At 68.8% G+C, this 20,968-nt stretch carries 24 protein-coding genes; 9 read left to right on the top strand and 15 right to left on the bottom strand.

All coding sequences use genetic code 11. The annotated features are described in order from the left end of the window. Nucleotides 1-4: 4 nt before the first annotated feature. The 6 genes from SJY11_RS12105 to SJY11_RS12080 form a co-directional block, all read right to left on the bottom strand. Nucleotides 5-394 (bottom strand): type II toxin-antitoxin system VapC family toxin, encoded by a 390-nt coding sequence (locus SJY11_RS12105; RefSeq protein WP_376986873.1) that lies wholly within the window; start codon nt 392-394, stop codon nt 5-7. Further along, entirely contained in the window at nt 391-654 is a 264-nt protein-coding gene (locus SJY11_RS12100; protein WP_376986872.1) for a type II toxin-antitoxin system Phd/YefM family antitoxin, read from the bottom strand. The genes SJY11_RS12105 and SJY11_RS12100 overlap by 4 nt, the downstream gene beginning before the upstream one ends. 61 nt (nt 655-715) lie before the next feature. Further along, the gene (locus SJY11_RS12095; protein ID WP_376986870.1) at nt 716-2,314 is read right to left on the bottom strand and encodes an NTP transferase domain-containing protein; all 1,599 of its coding nucleotides are present in this window, start codon (nt 2,312-2,314) and stop codon (nt 716-718) included. Beyond that, nucleotides 2,311-3,003, bottom strand: coding sequence for an XdhC family protein (locus SJY11_RS12090; protein ID WP_376986869.1), 693 nt, complete (start codon nt 3,001-3,003; stop codon nt 2,311-2,313). The genes SJY11_RS12095 and SJY11_RS12090 overlap by 4 nt, the downstream gene beginning before the upstream one ends. Before the next feature lie 4 nt (nt 3,004-3,007). Next, nucleotides 3,008-3,637: a LysE family translocator gene (locus tag SJY11_RS12085; protein ID WP_376986867.1), complete on the bottom strand. Its 630-nt coding sequence runs from the start codon at nt 3,635-3,637 to the stop codon at nt 3,008-3,010. After that, nucleotides 3,637-3,960: an XdhC family protein gene (locus SJY11_RS12080; protein ID WP_376986865.1), complete on the bottom strand. Its 324-nt coding sequence runs from the start codon at nt 3,958-3,960 to the stop codon at nt 3,637-3,639. The genes SJY11_RS12085 and SJY11_RS12080 overlap by 1 nt, the downstream gene beginning before the upstream one ends. Before the next feature lie 200 nt (nt 3,961-4,160). Between SJY11_RS12080 and SJY11_RS12075 the strand changes: the two genes are divergently transcribed. Further along, entirely contained in the window at nt 4,161-4,931 is a 771-nt protein-coding gene (locus SJY11_RS12075; protein ID WP_376986863.1) for an esterase/lipase family protein, read from the top strand. 143 nt (nt 4,932-5,074) lie between these two features. Here SJY11_RS12075 and SJY11_RS12070 read toward each other — a convergent pair whose 3' ends face one another. The 3 genes from SJY11_RS12070 to SJY11_RS12060 all read right to left on the bottom strand — a co-directional run bounded on the left by SJY11_RS12070 (nt 5,075) and on the right by SJY11_RS12060 (nt 7,820). Further along, nucleotides 5,075-6,277, bottom strand: coding sequence for a vWA domain-containing protein (locus SJY11_RS12070; protein ID WP_376986862.1), 1,203 nt, complete (start codon nt 6,275-6,277; stop codon nt 5,075-5,077). 151 nt (nt 6,278-6,428) lie between these two features. Next, nucleotides 6,429-6,806 carry a nuclear transport factor 2 family protein gene (locus SJY11_RS12065; RefSeq protein ID WP_066735249.1) on the bottom strand — a complete coding sequence of 126 codons (378 nt, stop codon included), beginning with the start codon at nt 6,804-6,806 and terminating at the stop codon, nt 6,429-6,431. Between the two features lie 87 nt (nt 6,807-6,893). Continuing rightward, nucleotides 6,894-7,820, bottom strand: a complete 927-nt coding sequence (locus tag SJY11_RS12060) for an AAA family ATPase (protein ID WP_376986861.1) — start codon at nt 7,818-7,820, stop codon at nt 6,894-6,896. Between the two features lie 96 nt (nt 7,821-7,916). On the opposite strand from SJY11_RS12060, the gene SJY11_RS12055 reads away from it, so the two are divergent. After that, on the top strand, nt 7,917-8,270 hold the full coding sequence (locus tag SJY11_RS12055) for a SnoaL-like domain-containing protein (RefSeq protein ID WP_376986860.1): 354 nt from the start codon (nt 7,917-7,919) through the stop codon (nt 8,268-8,270). 7 nt (nt 8,271-8,277) lie between these two features. On the opposite strand, the gene SJY11_RS12050 is transcribed toward SJY11_RS12055, so the two are convergent. The 3 genes from SJY11_RS12050 to SJY11_RS12040 all read right to left on the bottom strand — a co-directional run bounded on the left by SJY11_RS12050 (nt 8,278) and on the right by SJY11_RS12040 (nt 12,135). Further along, nucleotides 8,278-9,081 (bottom strand): FAD binding domain-containing protein, encoded by an 804-nt coding sequence (locus tag SJY11_RS12050; RefSeq protein ID WP_376986858.1) that lies wholly within the window; start codon nt 9,079-9,081, stop codon nt 8,278-8,280. Between the two features lie 77 nt (nt 9,082-9,158). Then, on the bottom strand, nt 9,159-11,522 hold the full coding sequence (locus SJY11_RS12045; RefSeq protein WP_376986856.1) for a xanthine dehydrogenase family protein molybdopterin-binding subunit: 2,364 nt from the start codon (nt 11,520-11,522) through the stop codon (nt 9,159-9,161). Nucleotides 11,523-11,622: 100 nt separating this feature from the next. Then, nucleotides 11,623-12,135 carry a (2Fe-2S)-binding protein gene (locus SJY11_RS12040; protein ID WP_376986855.1) on the bottom strand — a complete coding sequence of 171 codons (513 nt, stop codon included), beginning with the start codon at nt 12,133-12,135 and terminating at the stop codon, nt 11,623-11,625. 310 nt (nt 12,136-12,445) lie between these two features. Between SJY11_RS12040 and SJY11_RS12035 the strand changes: the two genes are divergently transcribed. After that, on the top strand, nt 12,446-13,804 hold the full coding sequence (locus SJY11_RS12035; protein ID WP_376986854.1) for a methyl-accepting chemotaxis protein: 1,359 nt from the start codon (nt 12,446-12,448) through the stop codon (nt 13,802-13,804). A 39-nt stretch (nt 13,805-13,843) separates the two neighbouring features. Here SJY11_RS12035 and SJY11_RS12030 read toward each other — a convergent pair whose 3' ends face one another. Continuing rightward, a complete protein-coding gene (locus tag SJY11_RS12030) occupies nt 13,844-14,296 on the bottom strand; it encodes a CoxG family protein (protein ID WP_376986852.1) in 453 nt (150 codons plus the stop codon). A 155-nt stretch (nt 14,297-14,451) separates the two neighbouring features. Between SJY11_RS12030 and pcaB the strand changes: the two genes are divergently transcribed. From pcaB to pcaC, 5 genes are all read left to right on the top strand, one after another. Next, a complete protein-coding gene (gene pcaB / locus SJY11_RS12025) occupies nt 14,452-15,879 on the top strand; it encodes a 3-carboxy-cis,cis-muconate cycloisomerase (RefSeq protein ID WP_376986851.1) in 1,428 nt (475 codons plus the stop codon). Then, entirely contained in the window at nt 15,872-17,125 is a 1,254-nt protein-coding gene (locus SJY11_RS12020) for an aconitase X (protein ID WP_376986850.1), read from the top strand. The genes pcaB and SJY11_RS12020 overlap by 8 nt, the downstream gene beginning before the upstream one ends. Next, a complete protein-coding gene (locus tag SJY11_RS12015) occupies nt 17,116-17,526 on the top strand; it encodes an aconitase X swivel domain-containing protein (RefSeq protein ID WP_376986849.1) in 411 nt (136 codons plus the stop codon). Before SJY11_RS12020 ends, SJY11_RS12015 begins: the two co-directional genes overlap by 10 nt. Before the next feature lie 31 nt (nt 17,527-17,557). Further along, complete coding sequence (gene pcaD / locus SJY11_RS12010) at nt 17,558-18,337, top strand: 3-oxoadipate enol-lactonase (RefSeq protein WP_376986848.1); 780 nt, start codon at nt 17,558-17,560, stop codon at nt 18,335-18,337. Nucleotides 18,338-18,463: 126 nt separating this feature from the next. Continuing rightward, complete coding sequence (gene pcaC / locus SJY11_RS12005) at nt 18,464-18,859, top strand: 4-carboxymuconolactone decarboxylase (RefSeq protein ID WP_376986847.1); 396 nt, start codon at nt 18,464-18,466, stop codon at nt 18,857-18,859. Nucleotides 18,860-19,007: 148 nt separating this feature from the next. Here the strand turns inward: pcaC and SJY11_RS12000 are convergent, their stop codons facing one another. Continuing rightward, entirely contained in the window at nt 19,008-19,526 is a 519-nt protein-coding gene (locus SJY11_RS12000) for a flavin reductase family protein (protein ID WP_376986846.1), read from the bottom strand. Nucleotides 19,527-19,680: 154 nt separating this feature from the next. After that, nucleotides 19,681-20,379, bottom strand: a complete 699-nt coding sequence (locus SJY11_RS11995) for a GntR family transcriptional regulator (protein WP_326909481.1) — start codon at nt 20,377-20,379, stop codon at nt 19,681-19,683. 255 nt (nt 20,380-20,634) lie between these two features. Between SJY11_RS11995 and SJY11_RS11990 the strand changes: the two genes are divergently transcribed. Beyond that, entirely contained in the window at nt 20,635-20,961 is a 327-nt protein-coding gene (locus SJY11_RS11990; protein ID WP_326909545.1) for a cupin domain-containing protein, read from the top strand. Nucleotides 20,962-20,968: the final 7 nt, after the last annotated feature.

Here is a 20,968-nt window from a genome sequence, read left to right as displayed (position 1 = left end):
CGCGTCAGGACGCGATGGCTGGCGCGATGTCGGTGCGGCTGAAGTCATTTCCGACAAACAGCAGCGGACAATCATAGCGCTTGGCAACGGCGTAGGCGAAACAGTCCCCAAAGTTCAGATTGGCGGCATCACGGTCTCTTCCCCATCGCGCATGGGCTTGGGCGACGCGTCTGGCCTCGGCCGCGTCGACCGGGATGACCTCGAGATCAAGCTCCGTCAGCAGGTGATCCATGGCCTCGCCAAGACCGCGATGCTGGGCAACCAGCAAGGCTTCTGACAGCGTCCCGGCGGAAATGAGAACGCGGCCACCGGTTTCGAGGCACTCCTGGCAGCGATCGGAAGCCGCCTCCCCCAACAGGATCGCGAGCAAGGCTGAGGTGTCGATGACGATCAATGCGGCAGCCCATCCTCGCCATAGAGGAAGTCCTGGCTGCGGGCAGCGTCGGGACCGGGCAGTGCCGTCCGGCTCGCCATCGCTCGCGCTTCCTCGATGATCCGCCTTCGCTGCGCCGGCGCCAGAGTTTGGCGAATGGCGACAAGCCTGACCGCGGGCTGCCCGTGGCGGGTCAGAACCACATCCTCGCCCGCCTCGGCCCGCCTGACCAGTTCGGTCAGTTGCCCCTTCGCTTCGCTCACCGCGACATTGGTGGACATGACCCGACCTCCCTGAAGCATCCGCTACAAATTAGACCATCTATTGGTCCAATTCAAGCTGTCACTGCCCGATCGCCGCCAGCGCCTCGGGCGTGTCGATGTCGAGCGCGATAGCGGGGTCGTCCAGCGGCACCTCGACGATCTGCTCACCCGCCGCGTCGAGCAGGCGACGCGCTCCCTGGTCGCCGGTGAGCTGTGCCACCTCCGCAAACAAGGCACGCGCCAGCAGCACCGGGTTGCCGCGCTGGCCGAGTAGCGTCGGCACCACGGCCTTCGCCTCGCCTTGTTCGGCGAAAACCTGCGCCAGCCGGTCGATCACCTGCGGTGTCACGTTGGGCATGTCGCCGAGCGAGACCACGACGCCCGCCGCCGCCTCCGGCAGCGCAGCGAGACCGACGCGGACGGAGCTGGAGAGCCCGCTGGCGAAATCGGGATTGTGGACGAGCGTGACATCGAGCCCGGCGAGCGCGGCCGCGACCTCCTCCCGCTGATGCCCGGTGACGACGATCACCGGGCTGGCGACCGAAAGGAGCTGCGCCTCGACGGCGTGGCGCAGCATCGGCTGGCCGCGCACCGGCTCCAGCAGCTTGTTGCGCGCGCCCATCCGCGTCGAACGGCCCGCGGCCAGCACCAGTCCGGCGACCGGCGCGGCCTCCAGCAGGGCCGGCGCCCGCGGCTGCGGCCGCGAGACGATCTCCATCAGGAGGCCACCAACCCCCATGCGCTGGATGTCGGCGCGGCCGACGGGGATGCCGGCGAGGCAGCGCTGCAGCACCCAGTCGAAGCCGTTCTCCTTCGGCGAGCGCGCACAGCCCGGCGCGCCGATCACCGGCTTGCCGCCGATCTCGCCGATCAGCAGCAGATTACCGGGATCGACCGGCATGCCCAAATGCTCGATCCGGCCCCCCGCCGCCAGCAGGGCCTGCGGAATCACGTCGCGCCGGTCGGTGATCGCGGACGCCCCAAACACGACGACGAGGTCCGAGTCTTGCGCCTGCGCCGCGATCTCCTGCGCCAGCGGCGCCTCCAGATGCGGCACGCGCCGGTCGGCTGCGATCGTCGCCTGCGCGGGGGCGAGCCGCTCGGCCATCACCCGCAGCGTCTTGTCGACGACGGAGGGCTTCAGCCCCGGCAGCAGCGTCGAGATCACCGCCACGCGCAGCTTCTTGTAGGGCGCGACCGCCAGTGGCTTCAGACCCTCCAGCGCGGCGAGCGCCTGCTCGACCTGCACGGCGGGCAGGCCATAGGGAATGATCTTGACCGTTCCGACCATCTCGCCCGCGACGACCGCCTTCATCGCGGGGAGCGTCGCCAGCGTGATGGCCTCGTCGATCCGGTTGAGCCCGTCGATCGCAGCGGTATCGATGGTGAGCACGCCCGCCGCCGCGGCGAAGAGGTTGACCCGGCCGGTAAAGGCGGCCTCGGTCACGATGCCGCGTCCGGCGAGTGCGGTCGCCAGCCGCGTCGCGGCCTCGTTCTCGCCGATGTCGCCGGCCTCAAGCCGCACCGCGACGAGCTCGCCGAGCCCCGCCTCGGCAAGCCGGGCGACATCCTCAGCCGTCAGCGTCGCCCCCTTCCTCACGACGAGGCCGCCCGCGCGCACCGTGTGGGCAGCGATGCAGCCTTCCGCATCAGTGACGCGAACGGGGCCGAACTTCATGCCGACGCCCGGCGCGGTCCGCGCAGCGTCGAAACAATCTCGCCGAGGATGGCGAGCGCGATCTCGGCCGGCGAGACGGCCCCGATGTCGAGCCCGATCGGCGCATGGATGCGCTGCGTTGCGGCCGCGTCGAAACCCGCCGCCGCGAGGCGTTCGAGCCGGCGCCCATGCGTCTTCCGGCTTCCGAGCGCGCCGATATAGAAGCAGTCCGAGCGCAGCGCCGCCTCCAGCGCCGGGTCGTCGATCTTGGGATCATGCGTCAGCGCGACGAAGGCGGTGTAGCCGTCTAGCCCCAAGCTCGCCAGTGCCTCATCCGGCCAGTCGGTCAGCAGCCGCACGCCGGGGAAGCGCTCCGGCGTGGCGAAGGCCGTGCGCGGATCGACGATGACGAGGTCGAGATCGAGCAGCTGCGCCATCGGCGCCATCGCCTGCGAAATGTGGACCGCGCCGGTGACGATGACGCGCGGAGGCGGCGCCTGCACGGTGAGGAAGAACGACCTCCCCTCCGCCTCGATCATGGCGCTCTTGGCCATGCGCAGTTGCTTGTCGAGGGCCTCTGCAAGCCGATCGCCGGAGATGTCGGCAGCCTTGACCAGCCGCTGAGCCCCGGTGGCGACATCGGTAACCAGGATGGTCGCGCGCCGCGCCGCGCGCTCGGCGTTCAGCGTCGAAAGGGTCGCCAGATCCATCGCCTCAGCCCTTGTCCGTCGCGAGCTTCACGCCGAGCCCGATCATCAGCGAACCGCCGATCCAGCGGCCAAAGGCGAAACCGGCCTTGGTCTGCTTCATTCGCCTGACGACGGCGGACGCGCCCAGCACGGTGACGAAATCGGCCGAGGAGAAGGCGAAATTGACGATGGTGCCCAGGATCAGGAACTGCACCCAGACCGGGAAGGATGCGGCGGGATCGACGAATTGCGGCAGGAGCGCGATGAAGAACAGCGCGACCTTGGGGTTCAGCACCTCGACGATCAGCGAATCGATCAGGGCGCGCTTGACCGTCTTGGGCGGGACGACGGGCGCGTCGGCGGCCGCAAGCCGTGAGCGGATCATGCCGATGCCGAGCCAGACGAGATAGAAGGCGCCGGCCATCTTCACCGCGAAATAGAGCTCCGGCACGTGCTTGAACACGGCCGAGAGGCCGAAGGCGGCGGCGAAGACATGCAGGTAGCAGCCGAGATGGATGCCCAGCATCGCCATGAAGCCGGCCTTGCGGCCATGCGAGATCGTCTGCGCCGCCGTGTAGAGCAGCGCCGGTCCGGGGAAATAGGCGACGAGGATTGTCAGCGTCGCGAAGGCCAGCAGCGTATCCCAGGAGGCCATCAGTTCACCTTTTCGACATAGACCCGGATGCGCCCGCCACAGGAAAGCCCGACCTTCCAGGCCGTCTCGTCGGCGACACCGAATTCCAGCGTGCGCGGCTGGCCCTGCGCGATGACGTCGACCGCCTCATCGACCACGGCTCCCTCGACGCAGCCGCCGGAGACCGAGCCGAGGAAATTGCCCTCCCCGTCGATGACGAGATGCGAGCCGACCGGCCGCGGCGCCGAGCCCCAGGTCTCGATCACGGTGGCGAGCGCGACGGAGCGGCCGTCGCGCGCCCAGGCCTCGGCAGTGGCGAGGATGTCGGTGTCGGTGCTGATCATGGTTCTTGATCCCCATTCGGACATGGCGGTGAACAGCCGGACCGCGCCCTGTCTCATCCTAGCCGAAGCGGCCGCCGCAGGCGCGTCAACTTAAGCATGGCCGCCGCCGCTTGCGAGCCTGCGCCGCGCATGGCACCCGGGCCGTCTCAACCGCGCCACGCGCTCCCGCTATCCCTCAGACAGGGGGACAGACAAACGGCATGGACGGCATCATCTTTCTGCACGGCATCGCGCGCAGCGCCAGCTCTCTGGCGGTTCTCGAAAAGACGCTTCGCGCCGACGGCTATGCGACGCTCAACCTCGACTATCCGGCCCGCAGCCGCTGTATCGCCGACATCGTCGAGGCCATCCAGGCGGAGATTGCGCGCTTCGCGGAGAGCTGCCCCGGCCGGCTCCATTTCGTCACCCATTCGATGGGTGGCCTCGTCGCCCGTGCCTTCATCGCCCGCCATCGCCCGCAGCGGCTCGGCCATGTCGTGATGCTGGCCCCGCCCAATGAGGGCAGCGAGATCGCCGATCTGCTCGGCGGCAACCTGCTCTATCGCGCCTTCTTCGGCCCGGCCGGCGCGGAGCTGGTGACGAAGCGGTCGGAGGCGCTCTGCGAGGTCCTGGGCCGCGTCGATTATCCGCTCGGCGTCATCGCCGGCGACCGCTCGCTCGATCCGGTGGGCTGGCTGCTGCTGCCCGGCGCCAATGACGGGCGGGTCTCGGTCGAACGCACCCGCGTCGCCGGCATGGCCGACCACATCGTCATCCACGGCACCCATACGCTGATCATGAACAACCCCGAGGCGATCGCGCAGGTCCGGCATTTCCTGAAGCACGGGCGCTTCGCGCGTGCAGAGGGGGAATCCAAAGCAATTCGCAGTCAGGCCGAACATCGATCATCGGACCCGGCAACCGCGACCGATACCCCTCCCCCTTGTGGGGAGGGGAAGGGGTGGGGGTCGAAAAGCCAGGGCGATCCCTGAAACACAGGGCCCTATCGCGACTGCCGGGTCGGCTTTTCCATCCCCCGCTCGCCAAGCGGCAAGACCCCCACCCCTGCCCCTCCCCACAAGGGGGAGGGGTTTTCGTGGCGGCTCTCGCGCGTCCAGCTGAATCGGAAAAGCCCTTACCCTGCCTTCTTCAGCCACAACCGCGGATCGCTCGCCCGGTCCGCCTCCGGTGACAAGGCTGCGCAGAGATCGGCCATGGCCGCGAGATTGTGGATCGGCCGGAAGGAATCGACATGCGGCAGCATCGCCCGGATGCCGCTGGCGCGCGCCTCGAACCCGTCGAAGCGCAGGAGCGGGTTGAGCCAGACCAGTTGCCGGCAGGAGCGGTGCAGCCGGTCCATCTCGAAGGGCAGTTCGCCGTCGAGATGGCGCTCCAGCCCGTCGGTGAAGAGCAGGACGATCGCCCCGCCCCCGAGCACGCGGCGCGACCAGACCCGGTTGAAGGCGTGCAGCGCCGTCGAGATGCGCGTGCCGCCCTCCCAGTCCGGCGCGGCCTTCCCCGCCAGCGCCAGCGCCTCGTCGGGGTCGCGGGCGCGCAGCGAGCGGGTGATGTTGGTCAGCCGCGTGCCGAAGACGAAGGAATGCACGCGCCGTCGCTTCTCCGTCACCGCATGCAGGAAATGCAGGAAGATGCGCGAGTACTCCGCCATCGAACCGGAGATGTCGACCAGCGCCACGATCGGCGGATGCACCTGCGCCCGCTCCCGGAAGGCGAGCTCGATGCTGCCACCGCCGCCGCGCAGCGAGCGCCGGAAGGTCCGGCGCGGGTCGATCCGCGCCCCTCGCGCCGCCGGCTCGAACCGCCGCGTCGCGACGAGATCATCCGGCAGCCGCAGATCGGCGATCAGCTTCTTGGCGCGGGCGATCTCGGCCGCGCTCATCTGGGCGAAGTCGCGCGATTTCAGCGTCTCGCGGTCGGAGACCGTCAGCCGCGCCGTCAACTCGGTCAGCTCAACCGGTGCCTCCTCCTCCTCGCGCTTGGGCGGGGCGAAGGCCTCGGCCGCACGCAGCGCGCCCGCCTCCTCCTTCTGCGGCGCCGAGTCGGCACCGGGCGAGACCGGCGACATCTGCGCCATGATCTTCTCGATCAGGTTGCGCCGCCGCCAGAACAGCCGGAAGGCCTGGTCGTAGACGGCGCTGTCCTCGTGACGCTTCACGAAGATCGCATGCAGCGCCCAGTAGACGTCCTCGCGCCCGCCCAGCGCCCCCGCGCCCAGGGCCTCGACCGCCTCCACCACCGCGCCGGGCCCCACACGCAACCCCGCAATCCGCAGCGCGCGGGCGAAATAGGCGACGTTTTCCGGGAGTTTGCCGGTCATGGCTGGCGCGTTACCTCCCTCCAGACCTCATTCTGAGGAGCGGGCGAAAGCCCGCGTCTCGAAGGATGGTTCAGGAGGCTCGCGAACCATCTGGAGCATCCTTCGAGACGCCGCGTGCCGCGGCTCCTCAGGATGAGGGCCGGGATGACCCTCAAGGCCCCATCTCGGTCATGAACACCTTCTGGACGATCTGCCACTTGCTATCGACCTTCAGGAAGGAGAGCAGGTCGGTGAAATAGCGCGGCGGCATCTGGCATTTCACCTTCACCAGCGCCAGCGTCGGCCCGACGAGGTCGATTGTCAGGATATGGTCACCGCGCACCATGCCGGCCGCCTTGGGCGAGGGCCGCTCGCGCACGGCCTTCAGCCACTCGTCGCGCGGCACGATCTTGATCGTGCCGTCCTCCTGCGCCGTGGTCAGCGCCGAGGTCGGGTGGAAGGCATGCTCCAGCTTGGCGACGTCGCCCTCGTAGAGACCGTTCAGATAGGTCCAGGTGACGGCTTCGATCGCCCTGAGATCATTGTACATGGTCGCTCCTCCGGCTGCCGTATGGGACACTCGTTGTCTAGTCGCGCCGCCTTGCGCGATCCTTGATCTGCCGCAGGCGCAAGGCGCTCAGCCGCGGGCCTCGCTCTTGGCCTGGTCCAGCAGCTCCTTGACCTTAGAGCCCTGCATCGCCTGGATGTCGTCCTGATATTTGAGCAGGGCCCCGAGCGTGTCGGACACCAGAGCCGGGTCGAGCGCCACCGCATCGAGTTCGACGAGCGCGGTCGCCCAATCCAGCGTCTCGGCGACGCCGGGCGCCTTGAACAACTCCTCCTTGCGGATCGCCTGCACGAAGCTCACCACCTGCTTGGCGAGCTTCGCCGGGGCCTGGGGCGCGCGCGCCTTGAGGATGGCGAGTTCGCGGGCGGCGTCGGGATAGCCGACCCAGTGGTAGAGACAGCGGCGCTTGAGCGCGTCATGGATCTCGCGCGTGCGGTTGGACGTCAGGATCACGATCGGCGGCTCGGCCGCCTTCACGGTCCCGAGCTCGGGAATCGTCACCTGCGAATCCGCGAGCACCTCGAGCAGGAAGGCCTCGAAGGCCTCGTCGGTGCGATCCAATTCGTCGATCAGCAGGATCGGCGCGCCGCCCTCTTGCGGCTCCAGCGCCTGCAGCAGCGGCCGCTTGATCAGGTAACGCTCCGAGAAGATGTCGCCTTCAAGCCGCTCGCGGTCGCCACTCGCGCCGCCGGCTTCCGCGAGCCGGATCGCCATCATCTGGCCGGCATAGTTCCACTCATAGACGGCTGACGCCAGATCAAGCCCCTCATAGCATTGCAGCCGGATCAGCTTGCGCCCGAGCGCGGCCGAGAGAACCTTGGCGATCTCGGTCTTGCCGGTGCCGGCTTCGCCCTCCAGCAGCAGCGGGCGCTTCATCCGCAGCGCCAGGAACAGCACGGTCGCCAGCGCCCGGTCGGCGACATAGCCGCCGCCCTGCAGCAGCGCGAGGGTCTCGTCGATGGAGGTCGGGAGCGAGGCAGTCCGGCGATCGTTCATGTCAAATCCTGGCGCGCATCTCTGTCATCACCGCGCCGTGGCGGCCGATCCATTGTGGACCGACCCTATACCCCAAACCCGACAGGGAGACGATCGATGACGAACGCAGAAGCCATCACCGCCTTCGCCGACCTGCTCAAGCGCGGCGAGCATGAGGCCGCCGCCGAGCGTTTCAACGCCGCCGACATCGTCAGCATCGAGGCGATGGACGGCCCCATGGCGCGGGTCGAGGGCCGCGCTGCCGTCAAGGCCAAGAGCGACTGGTGGTATTCCGCTCACGAAGTCCATGCGGCCGAGGCCTTCGGCCCCTATCGCAACGGCGACCAGTTCGTCATGCGCTTTTCCATCGACGTGACGGTGAAGGAGACCGGCGAGCGCGTCCGGATGGACGAGGCCGGTCTCTATACGATGCGCGACGGGCTGATCGTCGAGGAGCGGTTCTTCTACTGAACCGCTCTCACTTGCCCGTCGCCTGCGCGACCGCCTGCTTCGCCATCACCCCGATCAGATGGGCGCGATAATCGGCGTCAGCATGCATGTCGGCATTGATGCCCTCGGCGGAGGCCTTCAGCCCGTCGAGGGACTTCGGCGCGAAGCGGGCCCCGAGCACCGCTTCCGCCTCCGGCCAGCGAAAGACGCCCCCCTCGCCAGCGCCCGTCACCGCGACGCGGATCTCGCTGCCGCGCTTGGCGACGAAGACGCCGACCAGCGCATAGCGCGAGGCCGGGTTGCGGAACTTGGCGTAGCCCGCCTTGGAGACGACCGGGAACACCACCTTGGTGATGATCTCGCCCTCTTCCAGCGCCGTCTCGTAGAGGCCGGTGAAGAAGTCGTCGGCCTCGATCTTGCGCTTGTTGGTCACGATCGTCGCGCCCAGCGCCAGGCAGGCGGCCGGGTAATCGGCGGCGGGATCATTGTTGGCGACGGAGCCGCCGATCGTGCCGCGATGGCGCACATGCGGATCACCGATATGCGAGGCGAGATAGGCCAGCCCCGGGATCGCCTCCTGCACGATGGCAGAAGCCGCGACCTCGGCATGGGTCGACATCGCGCCGACATGGAGCGTGCGGCCCTTGCGGACGATGCCCTTGAGGTCGCCGCAGCCGCCGAGATCGACGAGCGCGGCGGGTGAGGCCAGCCGCTGCTTCATCGTCGGCAGCAGCGTATGCCCGCCGGCGAGGATCTTGGCGTCCTCCTTCTTGGCGAGCAGGCCGGCGGCCTGACGGGCCGAGCCGGGGCGGTGATAGGTGAAGGCGTACATGGGTATGATCCCTTGCTGAAATCCGCGGGCGTCGTCCCGGCCGCATTGCTGCGGAGGACCGGGACGACGAAGATCGGTTACTCGGCTGCCATGCGCGTGATGCTCTTTTGCGCCGCGCGCCAGACCGCCTGGGGCGTCGCCGGCATGGCGATGTCCTCATGGCCGAGCGCGTCGGTGATGGCGTTGATGACGGCGGGCGGAGCGGCGATGGCGCCGGCCTCGCCGCAGCCCTTGATTCCCAGCGGGTTGGACGGGCAGGCCGTCACTGTCATGCCGACCTCGAAGGAGGGCAGATCGTCGGCGCGCGGCATGCAGTAGTCCATGAAGCTCGCGGTCACGAGCTGGCCGTCGCTGTTGTATTTCGCGCCTTCGAGCAGCGCCTGGCCGACGCCCTGGGCGATGCCGCCATGGACCTGGCCCTCGACGATCATCGGGTTGATGACGTTGCCGAAATCATCCACCGCCGCCCAGCGCTCGATCTTCGTGACGCCGGTCTGCGGGTCGATCTCGACCTCGCAGATATGGACGCCCGCCGGGAAGGTGAAGTTGGTCGGGTCGTAGAACGCCCCCTCCTTCAGCCCGGGCTCGAGATCCTGCCCGTTGAACTTGTGGGCGATATAGGCCTGCAGCGCGCAGGAGCCGAAATCGAGCTTGCGGTCGGTGCCCTTCACCGAGAAATGCCCGTCCGCGAAGTCGATATCGGCCTCGTCGGCCTCCAGCACATAGGCCGCGACCTTCTTGCCCTTGGCGATGACCTTGTCGACCGCCTTGAAGATCGCGGACATGCCGACCGCACCCGAGCGCGAGCCATAGGTGCCCATGCCCATCTGCACCTTGTCGGTGTCGCCATGGATGATCGAGACGTTCTCGATCGGGATGCCGAGCTTGCCGGAGACGAGCTGGGCGAAGGTCGTCTCATGACCCTGGCCATGGCTGTGCGAACCGGTCAGCACCTCGACGGTGCCGACGGGGTTGACCCGAACCTCCGCCGATTCCCACAGGCCAACGCCGGCGCCGAGCGAACCGACCGCCGCCGAGGGCGCGATGCCGCAGGCCTCGATATAGGAGGAGAAGCCGATGCCGCGCAGCTTGCCGTTGCGGGCGGATTCGCGCTTGCGCCTGCCGATGCCCTTGTAGTCGATGATCTCCAGCGCCTTCTTCAGCGCCGCGCCGTAATTGCCGGCGTCGTACATCATGATGACCGGCGTCTGGTGCGGGAACTTCTTGATGTAGTTCTGCATCCGGAACTTCGCCGGGTCCTTGCCGAGCTCGCGGGCCGCGACCTCGACCAGCCGCTCGACCACGAAGGTCGCCTCCGGCCGCCCCGCCCCGCGATAGGCGTCGACGGGTGCGGTATTGGTGTAGACGGCGTCGACCTCGGCATAGATCGCCGGGATGTCGTAGGAGCCCGAGAGCAGCGGCGCATAGAGATAGGTCGGCACCGAGGAGGAGAAGGTCGAGAGATAGGCGCCGAGATTGGCCGTGGTCTTGACCCGCAGCGCCGTGATCTTCCCGTCGGCATCGGTGGCGAGTTCGGCATGGGTGACGTGGTCGCGGCCATGCGCGTCCGAGAGGAAGGCTTCCGTGCGGTCGGAGTTCCACTTCACCGGCCGGCCGACCTTCTTCGCCGCCCAGACACAGACCGTCTCCTCGGCATAGATGAAGATCTTCGAGCCGAAGCCGCCGCCGACATCGGGAGCGACGACGCGCAGCTTGTTCTCCGGCGCGATGCCGATGAAGGCCGAGAGCACGAGCCGCGCCACATGCGGGTTCTGGCTGGTGGTGTAGAGGGTGAAGATGCCCTCTCCGTCATCGTAATCGCCGACGGCCGCACGCGGCTCCATCGGGTTCGGCACGAGCCGGTTGTTGACGATGTCGAGCTTCGTGACATGCTTGGCCGCGCGGAAGGCGGCCTCCGTCTCGTCCTTGTTGCCGAGATGCCAGTTGAACACGGTGTTGTCGGGTGCTTCCGCATGGACGACCGTTTGCGCCCCCGCCGCGCTGGCGGTGTCGACCACGGCTGGAAGCACCTCGTAATCGACCAGGATCGCCTCGGAGGCGTCGCGCGCCTGAGCCAGCGTCTCGGCAACGATCACGCAGACATGGTCGCCGACATAGCGGACCTTGCCCTGCGCGAGCGCGGGATGGGCGCCGGCGCGCATCGGCGAGCCGTCCTTGTTGTGGATCATCCAGCCACAGATCAGCCCGCCGACCTTGTCGGCGGCGAGATCGTCCCCGGTGAAGATGCCGAGCACGCCCGGCATTGCGGCCGCCGCCTTCGTGTCGACCGACTTGATCGTGGCATGGGCGTGCGGGGAGCGCAGGAAATAGGCATGGGCCTGGCCCGGCCGGTTGATGTCGTCGGTATAGCGGCCCTGGCCGGTGATGAAGCGGTGGTCTTCCTTGCGCCGCACCGAGGCGCCGATTCCGGTAGCCGTCATGGTGTTGTCCCTCCTCAGCGCGCCTCTGACGGGCACGTCTCGATCTCAGATGAAGGCCCGCGCGGAATGGCGCGAGCCCCGTCCTCTCACGCGTGATCCTTCACTCGGCGGCCTGGCGCGGCGGCTCCTTCTTGTCCATCCCCTGCCCGGCCATGGCCTCGGCGCCGGCCGCGACGGCCTTGACGATGTTGTGGTAGCCCGTGCAGCGGCAGATGTTGCCGTCGAGATCCTCGCGGATCGTCTTCTCGTCGAGTTCGTGGCCGCGGCGGTTCACGATGTCGACCGCGGACATGATCATGCCCGGCGTGCAGAACCCGCATTGCAGGCCATGATGCTCGCGGAAGGCCTCCTGCATCGGGTGCAGCCCGCCCTCGCCGGCCAGCCCCTCGATGGTGGTGATGCTGGCGCCCTCGAGCGAGACGGCGAGCACGGTGCAGGCCTTGGCCGCCTTGCCGTCGATATGGACGACGCAGGCGCCGCACTGGCTGGTGTCGCAGCCGACATGGGTGCCGGTCAGCCGCAGGTTCTCGCGCAGAAACTGCACCAGCAGCGTGCGCGGATCGATCGTCCCGGTGACCGGTTTCCCGTTCACCGTCATGGATACGCTCGCCATCGTCTTCCTCCTTCGCCCGGGTCTGGCGCCCGGCTGGTGATGTCAGCCGTTGCTGTCCGCAATGCAGCGCCCCGCACCAGCGAGGGCTTTTCCTTGGAACAGCTATAAACCGAGTGTGGACCCGGGTTTTTGCGCGGTCAAGCCGAAGCGCTCGTCGCAGGTGCCCGCGATTCGGATCGAAATCCCGCCGATTTGCCGGCTCACGCAACGGCAGCACGCACGACCACACCGCCGGGTGGCAGACCGTGCGAATTACGCGTTTTTTAATGATGGGCGACTAGCGTTTCAAAAAACAAGAGGAAACGCGCCGGTGCCGACAGCGTCCCCGCTCTCCACGGCCGATCAGATTCACAGCCGCCTGCGCGCCATCGGCTATGGCAAGCCGGAGCGGGCGCGCCTCGCGCGCTACACGGCGGCCGTGGAAAGGCTCGCGGGCCCAATCGTCGAGCAGGATTTCGACCGCGCTCTGGTCATTCGCCCGGATGTGGCGAAGACGCTGGGTCCCGTCGATGCGCAACTGCGCAAGCGAGAGAAGCACCATCTGCGGCTGCTCTTCGAGGGACGTTTCGACGAGGACTATGTCGCCTCGGCGGAGGCTCTCTGCCGCCTCGAGATCGAGGCCGGGATCGGCCCCAAGCCGCGGGTCTCGATCGGCATGGCGCTGCTGCAGCAGCTCGGCCGGATGCACCGATATCGCCAATTGTTCAGGTCGCGGCTGTTCGCGCAGGACCTGTTCGTGGTCGAGCGCGTGCTCGTCTTCGACATCACCACCGCCATCACCATCGGCGACGAGATCCGCGCCGGCGAGGCCAGCCTCCGGGCCGTGGCCCTCGACGAGGCCGCCGAGACGCTGCGGCACCGCATGGGCGGGCTCGAGGCCAGCATCGGCGGCGCCGTCGAGCAGTTCGTCGCCACCGCCAGCGAGACCGCTCGCGCGACCGGCTTCATCAAGGATGTGCTGGGCGACGTCGCCGGCGCCTCGATCCTCGTGCGCGAGAAATCGCTGCAGACCGCCGCCGCGACCGAGGAAATGTCCGCCAATATCGCCGAGATCGGCCAGCGCGCCCATACCAGCCTCGTCGTCGCCCAACGCGCCGTCTCCGATGCCGGGCAGATGAACGCGGCGGTGGCCCGGCTGCAGGAAGTGACCGCGAGCATCGGCACCGTGGTCGGGCTGATCGCCGACATCGCGGCGCAGACGAACCTGCTCGCCCTCAACGCCACCATCGAGGCGGCCCGCGCCGGCGAGGCCGGCCGCGGCTTCGCCGTCGTCGCCTCCGAGGTGAAATCGCTGGCGACGCAGACGGCCAACGCCACCGGCGACATCGCCGGCCAGATCGCCGAACTGGCCGCGAGCGCCGAAGCCTGCAGCACTCATGCGCTCTCGATCGCCGGGACCATCGGCGAGATCAGGCTGGATTCGCAGGCGATTTCCGAAGCGGTCTCGCAGCAGAGCGCGGTCACGGCTGCGATCGCACAGGATGCCGCGGCCGTGGCGCAGAGTTCGGACAACGCCATCGAGCGGGCCAACGCCGTCAGCCGGAGCCTGGACGAGACCGCCCGCGCGCTGGACCGGGCCAATGCCGCGGCGGCGGACATCGCGATGCAGGTCGGCGCGGCGGAGGCCACCGTCGGCGCCGCGCTCGTCTACCTGCGCAAGGTCTCCTGAGCGCAAGCCGCCCTTGCCGGCGCGGGCGCCGACGCGCGCTCAGCCCTCGCTGACCGCCTTGGCGAAATTGGCGAAGAACTCGTCGGCGAGCTTCTTGGAGACCGAATCGATCAGCCGCGAGCCGAGCTGCATCAGCTTGCCGCCGACCTGCGCCTCGACATCGTAGCGCAGCACGGTCTGGCCGCCCTCGGCGTCGCTCAGCGCGACCTTCGCCCCACCCTTGGCGAAGCCCGCGATGCCGCCCTCGCCCTCGCCCTGGATGCGGTAGCCGTTGGGCGGGTCGAGATCGACGAGCTCAACCTTGCCCTTGAAGCTCGCCTTCACCGGCCCGAGCTTGACCTTCACCACCGCCGAGAAGTGCGTGTCGTCATCCTTGTTGAGCTGCTCGCAGCCGGGAATGCAGGCCTTCAGCACCTCGGGATCGTTGAGTTTGGCCCAGACCACGTCCTTGCCGGCGGGCAACGTGACCTCGCCATTCATCGTCATCGCCATGGCGTTTCTCCCCCGGATCGTGCCGCGCTCTCTGCCGGCGGCTGTTGCAGCCTGGCATGCCCCAAGTCTACCCTGCCCCGCAATCGATCCAGGGCCGGCGCGCCTATCCATGAGCGAAAAGCGCCGGCCGGCACAAGGGCGACCTGTACGAGGGGATGACGTGTGACCACCGGACCCGACCGCTGCATGGCGCGCGCTTCACCATGACCGGCAGCCCCTCGGGCCTCTTCGGCGAACTCTTCGTCGATGGCGAGATGGCTTCGGCGATGAGCGATCGGGCGCTCCTGCATGGCATGCTTGGCTTCGAGGCCATGCTCGCGAGCGCGTTGGAAGCCGAATCGATCGCGCCGCCAGGCACGGCGGATCTCGTCACCGCGCAATGCGACCCCGACCTCTACGACATCGCCGAGATCGGGCGGGCCGCGACGCTGGCCGGCAATCCCGCGATCCCGTTGGTGAAGGCGCTGACCGCACGCGTTGCCGCGGTCGCCCCGGAACAGGCCAAATGGGTTCATTTCGGCGCGACCAGCCAGGATGTGATCGATTCCGGCCATGTCCACGTCCTCGGCTGCGGGTTGAGGCTCATCGATCTGCGGCTTGGTCGCTTGGTTCAGGCGATGCGGGCCTTGGCGGAGGCGCATCGCGCGACGCCCATGATCGGCCGCACCTTCCTGCAACAGGCGGTCCCGATCACCTTCGGCGTCAAGACCGCGCTGTGGCTGGACCCGTTGCTGGAGAGCCGGCACGTGCTGCACGACATGCTGGCCGCGCCGATCGTCCAGTTGGCCGGCGCCGCCGGCACACTGGCCGCGCTCGGCGACGACGGTGACCGCGTTCACGCGCGGTTTGTCGCGCTGACGCGCGGCGCAGAACCCTCGCTCACCCCCTGGCATGCGCAACGTCACCGCATCGCCCGCCTGGCGGCCGAACTGGGCATCCTCACCGGCAATCTCGGCAAGATCGCCCGCGATGTCGGATTGATGGCGCAGACCGAGATCGGCGAAGTCGCCGAGCCCGAAGCGCCCGGCAAGGGCGGCTCCTCCGCCATGCCGCACAAACGCAATCCGGTGCTCTGCACCCTGATCCTCGCAGCGGCCCAGCGCGCGCCCGGCCTCGTCGCCACCATGCTGTCGGCGCTGCCGCACGAGCATGAGCGCGCGCTCGGCGGCTGGCATGTCGAGTGGCCGACGCTTCCCGAGCTCTTCAAGGTCGCGGGGTCCGCGCTGGCCCGGACGATCACGTTGATCGAGGGACTTCAGGTCTTCCCGGAGCGCATGCGCGCCCATATCGACCTGACCCAGGGTCTCGTGATGTCGGAGCGGGTCTCGCTGGCGCTGGCCGCGACGCTGGGCAAGGCGCAGGCGCACCACCTCCTGGACGAGGCGAGCCGGGCCTGTGTCGCGCAGAATCGGCATCTGCGCGATGTGCTGGCCGCCATGCCGGCCGTCACCGAGCATCTGACCGCCGAGGCACTGGCCGCTCTGTTCGATCCCACGACCTATCGCGGCGCCAGCGACGCGATCATTGACCGCATCCTCGATCGTTACGAACGCGAGCACGAATTCATGGCCACCCATGCTTGAACTGACCCCGCAGCAGCGCGCCATCGCGGCCGGCACGGACGGCGCCGCCATGGCGCTGCGCATTGTCGCGGAGGCCGCCCGGCTGATGGGCGCGCCGCGGCTCATCCCGGTGGCGTCGGCCCATATCGACGGGGCGCTCTATCACGGCGATTCCGGCACGCTCTTCGCCGAGCGCCTGGTCGAGGGCGGCGCCCGGGTCGCCATCCGCGCGACCCTGAATGTCGGTGCGCTGGCACCCGCCGGCTGCGCCGCGATCCGGCTGCCGCCGCATGAGCGCGACATGGCCGCCCGCATGATGCGCGCCTATGAGGCGATGGGCTGCGAGCCGTCCTGGACCTGCGCGCCCTACCAGGCCGGCCACCGCCCGGCCAAGGGCACGGACGTCGCCTGGGGCGAGTCCAACGCGGTGGTCTTCTGCAACTCCGTGCTCGGCGCCCGCACCAACCGCTATGGCGATTTCCTCGACATCGCCTGCGCCATCGCCGGCGTCGCCCCCGATTACGGGCTGCACCGCCCAGAGAACCGCATCGCGACGCTGCTGATCGACGCCACCGGCCTGAGCCACGAATTACGCGCCTCGGATGTGTTCTACCCCGTGCTCGGCACCCTGCTCGGCCGCACCGCCGGCACCGCGATCGCCGTCATCGACGGCCTGCAGGGCTGCACCACGGAAGACCGGCTCAAGGCGCTCGGCGCAGCCTCCGCCTCGGCCGGCGGCGTCGGGCTGTTCCATGTCGCGGGCGTGACGCCGGAGGCGCCCGACGCCGCGACCGCGCTCGGCGGGCTGCCGCCGCGCGAGACGCTCGTCCTGACGCCCGCGATCGTGCAGAAGGCGCTGGCGGGCCTCTCGACGGCCGGCCAGACCGAGCGCATCGACGCGGTGGCGGTCGGTTCGCCGCATCTGTCGCTGCCGGAGATCGACGAGATCGAGCACAGGCTCGCCGGCCGAAGGCTCGCCGCCCCCCTCTACGCCAACACCGGCCGCCATGTGCTGAAGCCGCTGGAGGCGCAAGGCCGCCGCGCCGCGCTGGAGCAGGCCGGTGTGGTCTTCGTCGTCGACACCTGCGTCGTCGTCACGCCGATCCTGCCCGAGATCGACGGCGCCGTGCTGATGACGAATTCCGGCAAATTCGCCCATTACGCCCCGGGCACCACCGGCTATGCCGTCACCTATGGTTCGCTCGGCGAATGCGTCGAGAGCGCGGTGGCCGGCCGCCTCGTCAGGGAGGAACGGGCATGGGCCTGACCACGCAGATCCTGCTGCCGGGCCAGGCCACCGCCGGCCCCTGCCTCGCTCTGACCGCCCCGATCAGCTTCTGGGGCGGCGTCGATCCGCGCTCGGGCACGATCATCGACCAGCGCCATCCCCAGTGCGGGCTGAGCGTCGCGGGCACGATCCTGGCCCTGCCGGGCACGATCGGCTCCTCCTCCGCCTCGGCCGTGCTGCTCGAACTGGTCCATGCCGGCAAGGCGCCCGCCGCGATCCTGATGGACGCGCCTGACGCCATCCTGCTGCTCGGGCTCGTGGTCGCGCGCGAGATGGGCTGGACGACGCCGCCGGCCCTGCGCCTGGCCGCACCCGATCAGGTGCCACTCGCCGGCCGCAGCGTCGCCATCGCCGCCGACGGCACCATCTCCGTTCAGTAACCCCGCTCACGAGACCAGGGACACCATTCCGATGCCGATCGAAACCCTAGCGGGCGAACCCTTCAACATCCGCTTCGACGGGCCGGCCGACGCGCCCGTGCTGATGCTGTCGAATTCGCTCGGCACCAATCTCTCGATGTGGGACCCGCAGATTCCCGAGTGGTCGAAGCGCTTCCGCGTGCTGCGCTACGATTCGCGCGGGCATGGCCTTTCCGTCGCAACCGACACGTCCTTCGGGATCGACCGGCTGGGCCGCGACGCGCTTGCGATCCTCGACCATTTCGGCATCGAGCGGGCGCATTGGTGCGGCGTCTCGAAGGGCGGCATGGTCGGCCAATGGCTCGCGACGAATGCCCGCGAGCGGATGGGCCGCCTCGTGCTCGCCAACACCGCCGCCCATATGGGCCCGTCCTCGCTCTGGGACGACCGGATCGCGACAGCGCGCGGCCAGGGGATGGAGGCCCTGGTCGAGGGCGTGCTCGCACGCTGGTTCAGCCCGCGCTTCCGCGAGACCGAGGCCGCGACCGTCGCGCGGGTCGGCACGATGCTGACCACGACGCCGGCGATCGGCTACGCCACCTGCTGCGCCGCGATCCGCGACATGGACCAGCGCGAGACGATCCGAAGCGTCACCAATCCCGTCCTCGTCGTCATCGGCACGGTCGACCCGGCGACACCGCCGGCGGCCGGCCACCTGATCGCGCAGGCCATCCCCGGTGCCCGCACGGTTGAGCTCGACGCCGCGCATCTCTCCAATCTCGAACAGCCGGAAGCGTTCACAAAGGCCGTGCAGGATTTCCTGACGGGCTGACGCCCCCCTCAACGTTGTCAAAGGCGCACATCATCTGCGCCGTCATTCCGGAGCTCCGCTTCGCTCCGTCCGGAATGACGGCGCAGGATCGCAACCATCCTCGAACCCTGCCTCAAGGAGCCGCCCATGGACGACGAGACCCGCTACGCCGAGGGCATGACCACGCGCCGCGCCGTGCTCGGCGCGGCTTACGTCGACAAGGCCAGTTCCGGCCTGACCGACTTCAACGGCGAATGGCAGGAGTTCATCACCCGCACCGCTTGGAACGACATCTGGAACCGGCCGGGCCTGCCCCGGCGCGAGCGCTCGATCATCGTGCTGGCGATCGCCGCCTCGCTCGGCGCCTGGGGCGAGTTCCGCATCCATGTCCGCGGCGCGCTGAACAATGGGCTCACCCGTGACGACATCAAGGAGGTGCTGATGCAGACGGCGATCTATGCCGGCGTGCCGGCCGCCAACCACGCCTTCAAGGAAGCCGCAAGCGTCTTCGCCGAGATCGAGGCGGAGGCCGCGAAGGGGTGAGCGGCAGAGGCCACGGAGCCCCATCGTCATTGCGAGCGCAGCGAAGCAGTCCAGAGCCCCCGTGCTCGACGACCCCTGGATTGCTTCGCTGCGCTCGCAATGACGGGAAACAGACCCCAGAACTCTCGCGGCAGCGTTTCCCTCGGCGCTAGACCGCCTGAAAGCTGCGCTGCCGATAGATCAGGCTGCTGCCGGGCGCCGCCGCCGCGCCGCCCAAGCCCACCACCTCCCCGATCAGGATCCGATGCGTCGCGACATCCTGGATCGCGGTGAGCCGGCAGTCGAAGGCCGCCACCGCATCCGACAGGACCGGTGCACCGGTGACGAGCGCCCGCCAGTCGCGGCTGGCGAAGCGCGCCTCGCCCTCGATCCCGCGCCGGCTGGCGAAGATCTCGGCCAGGTCGAGCGCATCGCCCGGCAGGGTGTTGATGCAGAACAGTCCAGCGGCCTCGATCACGGCCAGCGTCCGGCTCGGCCGCGCGATGCAGACCAGCACCGTCGGCGGCGAATCCGAGACGGAGGCGACGGCGGTCGCGGTCAGCCCGGCACGGCCCTCCGGCCCCCGGGTCGTGACGACGTGGACGGCGCTGGCGACACGCGACATCGCATCGCGGAAAGATACGGCCTCGGGGATCGCCCGCGGCAAGGGATGGAGCGCTTCGGTCATCGGAATCCGGCAGGCCCTACACGGGCGGAACGCTCGACATGTAGAGCCTCGCGCCCGGGATTGCCAGTTTGGGCGGCCCGCGACGCGGGCGCGCAGGCGCGGCGGGCCGGCAGCGAAACATATATCAAGGGGTCTGCTGCGCCTTCGCTGGCTTTCAGTCGCGCTCGAGCGTCGCCAGCAGCCCGCTGCGCAGATGAGCCATCAGCGCGTCGCTCGCGACCATCGCCGCCGCCGGATCGGCCGTCGCCAGGGCCTGCGCGAAGGCGACATGGTGGCCCGCCGCCGGCAGCAGGTCGTCGCGCCGCTCGAAATGATACCACGCCCGCCGGATCAGGGCCTGCAGCGGCTCCACTGCGCGCGTCGCATAGGGGCTGCGGGCCGCGGCGGCAACCTCCGCGTCGAGCTCCTTGTCGAGCCGCATATAGGCGTTGGCGTCGCCCTCGAGCGCGGCGGCACGCATCGCCCTCGCCTTCTCGACGATGGCGATGCGCTCGCGGGGGCTGGCCCGCCGCGCCGCATCGCCGGCGATCAGACGCTCCAGCACCTCGCGCGCATCGAGCGCCGCCATGATGTCGATGGCGTTGATGCCGGCCACGACGACGCCCTTGCGCGGCAGGACCTCGACCAGCCCCTGCTGCGCCAGGCGGATCAGGGCCTCGCGCACCGGTGTGCGCCCGACGCCGACCATGTCGATCAGTTGCGCTTCGGTCAGGACCGCACCCGGCCGCAGGGAGAGGGTCACGATCGCCTCCTCCAGCCGCCGATAGGCGATCTCGGTCAGGCTGAGGGCCGGCTGGGGCGCGGCCACGTGATCGTCATAGGCATCGGCTTCCAAGACGGATCTCAGGCTCATCCGGCCTCTCCCAGCGCACCCATCCGGATTGACGCACCGCGAACCCTTGATATATCAATTGAGTCGCCGCGCATCAGTGCCACCATGCAATCTGCAGGCGAAACAGGCTCTCGCGCAAGTCGCATTCTGCCGAAAGGCGCCCCGCGGGCAAGGCGGCGCGCAAAGGCCCTCGACCTGCGCTGAAGACCGATGCAGAACGGAACCGTCAAGGGCGTGGCCGCGCCCGTCGAGGCCCCGGCCGCAGCGGAGAGTGTGATGGCCTTCACCTGCACGATTCCCGCCTCCCCGACGGTCCAGCAGGACGACGAGACCCTTCGCATCACCCGCTGGGATTTCGAGCCCGGCGCCGTCACCGGCTGGCACAGCCATGGCTGGCCGTATTTCGTCGTGATGCTGGTCGCCGGCACGCTGCGCATCCATGACGGCACCAAGACCACCGACGTTCCCCTCGCCGAAGGCCAGGCCTATATGCGCCCCGCCGGGATCGAACACGACGTCATGAATGCCTCGGACCACCCGATCGCCTTCGTCGAGATCGAGGTGAAGCGGCCGGGCGCGCTCGCGGAACTGTCGCTGCCATGACGAGCCA

Origin of the sequence: Allobosea sp. R86505 (assembly GCF_042466375.1) — a bacterium.
Classification (GTDB): domain Bacteria; phylum Pseudomonadota; class Alphaproteobacteria; order Rhizobiales; family Beijerinckiaceae; genus Allobosea.
This window is presented reverse-complemented; position numbering and strand designations above follow the sequence as displayed.

Bases quoted from the DNA above. Each gene is read 5' to 3' on its own strand.
- SJY11_RS12100 (WP_376986872.1), bottom strand. From the start codon at position 654: ATGTCCACCAATGTCGCGGTGAGCGAAGCGAAGGGGCAACTGACCGAA.
- SJY11_RS12095 (WP_376986870.1), bottom strand. From the start codon at position 2,314: ATGAAGTTCGGCCCCGTTCGCGTCACTGATGCGGAAGGCTGCATCGCT.
- SJY11_RS12090 (WP_376986869.1), bottom strand. From the start codon at position 3,003: ATGGATCTGGCGACCCTTTCGACGCTGAACGCCGAGCGCGCGGCGCGG.
- SJY11_RS12085 (WP_376986867.1), bottom strand. From the start codon at position 3,637: ATGGCCTCCTGGGATACGCTGCTGGCCTTCGCGACGCTGACAATCCTC.
- SJY11_RS12080 (WP_376986865.1), bottom strand. From the start codon at position 3,960: ATGATCAGCACCGACACCGACATCCTCGCCACTGCCGAGGCCTGGGCG.
- SJY11_RS12075 (WP_376986863.1), top strand. From the start codon at position 4,161: ATGGACGGCATCATCTTTCTGCACGGCATCGCGCGCAGCGCCAGCTCT.
- SJY11_RS12070 (WP_376986862.1), bottom strand. From the start codon at position 6,277: ATGACCGGCAAACTCCCGGAAAACGTCGCCTATTTCGCCCGCGCGCTG.
- SJY11_RS12065 (WP_066735249.1), bottom strand. From the start codon at position 6,806: ATGTACAATGATCTCAGGGCGATCGAAGCCGTCACCTGGACCTATCTG.
- SJY11_RS12060 (WP_376986861.1), bottom strand. From the start codon at position 7,820: ATGAACGATCGCCGGACTGCCTCGCTCCCGACCTCCATCGACGAGACC.
- SJY11_RS12055 (WP_376986860.1), top strand. From the start codon at position 7,917: ATGACGAACGCAGAAGCCATCACCGCCTTCGCCGACCTGCTCAAGCGC.
- SJY11_RS12050 (WP_376986858.1), bottom strand. From the start codon at position 9,081: ATGTACGCCTTCACCTATCACCGCCCCGGCTCGGCCCGTCAGGCCGCC.
- SJY11_RS12045 (WP_376986856.1), bottom strand. From the start codon at position 11,522: ATGACGGCTACCGGAATCGGCGCCTCGGTGCGGCGCAAGGAAGACCAC.
- SJY11_RS12040 (WP_376986855.1), bottom strand. From the start codon at position 12,135: ATGGCGAGCGTATCCATGACGGTGAACGGGAAACCGGTCACCGGGACG.
- SJY11_RS12030 (WP_376986852.1), bottom strand. From the start codon at position 14,296: ATGGCGATGACGATGAATGGCGAGGTCACGTTGCCCGCCGGCAAGGAC.
- pcaB (WP_376986851.1), top strand. From the start codon at position 14,452: ATGACGTGTGACCACCGGACCCGACCGCTGCATGGCGCGCGCTTCACC.
- SJY11_RS12020 (WP_376986850.1), top strand. From the start codon at position 15,872: ATGCTTGAACTGACCCCGCAGCAGCGCGCCATCGCGGCCGGCACGGAC.
- SJY11_RS12015 (WP_376986849.1), top strand. From the start codon at position 17,116: ATGGGCCTGACCACGCAGATCCTGCTGCCGGGCCAGGCCACCGCCGGC.
- pcaD (WP_376986848.1), top strand. From the start codon at position 17,558: ATGCCGATCGAAACCCTAGCGGGCGAACCCTTCAACATCCGCTTCGAC.
- pcaC (WP_376986847.1), top strand. From the start codon at position 18,464: ATGGACGACGAGACCCGCTACGCCGAGGGCATGACCACGCGCCGCGCC.
- SJY11_RS12000 (WP_376986846.1), bottom strand. From the start codon at position 19,526: ATGACCGAAGCGCTCCATCCCTTGCCGCGGGCGATCCCCGAGGCCGTA.
- SJY11_RS11995 (WP_326909481.1), bottom strand. From the start codon at position 20,379: ATGAGCCTGAGATCCGTCTTGGAAGCCGATGCCTATGACGATCACGTG.
- SJY11_RS11990 (WP_326909545.1), top strand. From the start codon at position 20,635: ATGGCCTTCACCTGCACGATTCCCGCCTCCCCGACGGTCCAGCAGGAC.